This is a genomic window from Shewanella salipaludis (assembly GCF_012911865.1).
GTDB lineage: Bacteria > Pseudomonadota > Gammaproteobacteria > Enterobacterales > Shewanellaceae > Shewanella > Shewanella salipaludis.
Genome location: NZ_JAAXYH010000032.1, coordinates 1 through 1,259 on the forward strand (window position 1 = coordinate 1; position 1,259 = coordinate 1,259).

The 1,259-nt window shown below is 47.5% G+C and carries 1 protein-coding gene; it reads right to left on the bottom strand.

Translation table 11 applies throughout. The annotated features are described in order from the left end of the window. Window positions 1-8: 8 nt before the first annotated feature. Window positions 9-1,186 (bottom strand): IS3 family transposase gene (locus tag HC757_RS18855; RefSeq protein ID WP_169565979.1). Its coding sequence is split into 2 segments (ribosomal slippage): window positions 9-928 and window positions 928-1,186, totalling 1,179 coding nucleotides; the frame shifts between segments, so codons are not numbered across the junction. Window positions 1,187-1,259: the final 73 nt, after the last annotated feature.

The following is a 1,259-nucleotide window of genomic DNA, read 5'->3' on the forward strand; positions in this document are numbered from 1 at the left end:
TGTAGTGGTCAACCTTTTTTGGCCACGGTTTTATACGCAAGCCAGAACCTTCTCTCTGACTCACTTGGTGTCAGACCGCCATTATATTGATGCGGCCTGACCTGGCTGTAATATCCAACGATATATTGCGTGATTGATGCTTTAGCTTCACCAAAGCATGTGTAGCCTGATGATGGTACCCATTCTGTTTTTAAACTTCTGAAGAAGCGCTCCATCGGCGCGTTGTCCCAACAATTACCTCGTCGACTTAAACTCTGTTTTATTTGGTAGCGCCAGAGTAGTTGACGATATTGACGACTCGTATAGTGACAGCCTTGATCGCTATGAAACATGAGTCCTTTGGGTTTTCCTCGTGACTCAAATGCCATTGATAATGCCTTTCCAGTTAAGCTTGTGTCAGGCGAAAACGACATCGCCCAACCTATCGCCTTGCGAGCAAACAGGTCGATAACAACGGCCAAATAGGCCCACCGGGCACCAGTCCAAATGTAGGTAACATCCCCACACCACACTTGATTAGGCTCAGTGGCTTGGAACTGGCGAGCCAAGTGGTTGGGTATTTCAACATGTTCTCGGTCAGCTTTCTTATAAGCATGCTTTGGCTGCTGGCAACTGACTAGCCCTAGCTGTTTCATCAGCTTACTCGCGCGATAACGACTCAAGTTTATCCCTTTAGCCGTCACTATCTCTGCAACGCTTCTCGCCCCCGCAGAGCCATTGCTCGCTGCATGGGCTTCCCGTATCAGACTTTGTAATTTTACCTTCTCTGGTGAAATGGCTTTTGGACGACTGCGCCAATACTTATAGCTACTTCGGTGAAGCCCGAACACTTCACAGATGCGTTTTACCGTATGGCTCTGCTTGAGCTTCTCGACTAACGAGAACTGTTCAGGGAGTCTGACATCAAGAGAGCGGTAGCCTTTTTTAGGATGGCATTATGCTCCTCGAGGCGATCAATTTTCTTCTTCAACTCACGAATTTCAATTTGTTCTGGCGTCATTGGCGTGGCTTTGGGTGAGCTCCCCATACGTTCTTGCTTGAGCTGTCTAACCCACTTTTCCATGCCTGATTTACTCACGCCCATGGCTTTAGCAGCGTCCATTACTGAGTAGTTTTGGTCAACGACCAGTTGTGCTGCCTCGAGTCGAAACTCCGGGCTGTATGTTGGTCTGGTTTGCTTTGTCATTGTGTCACCTGTTTAAATACAGAAGTGATGATATCACCTCTAATCAGGTGGCCAAATTTAGTATGCCACTACA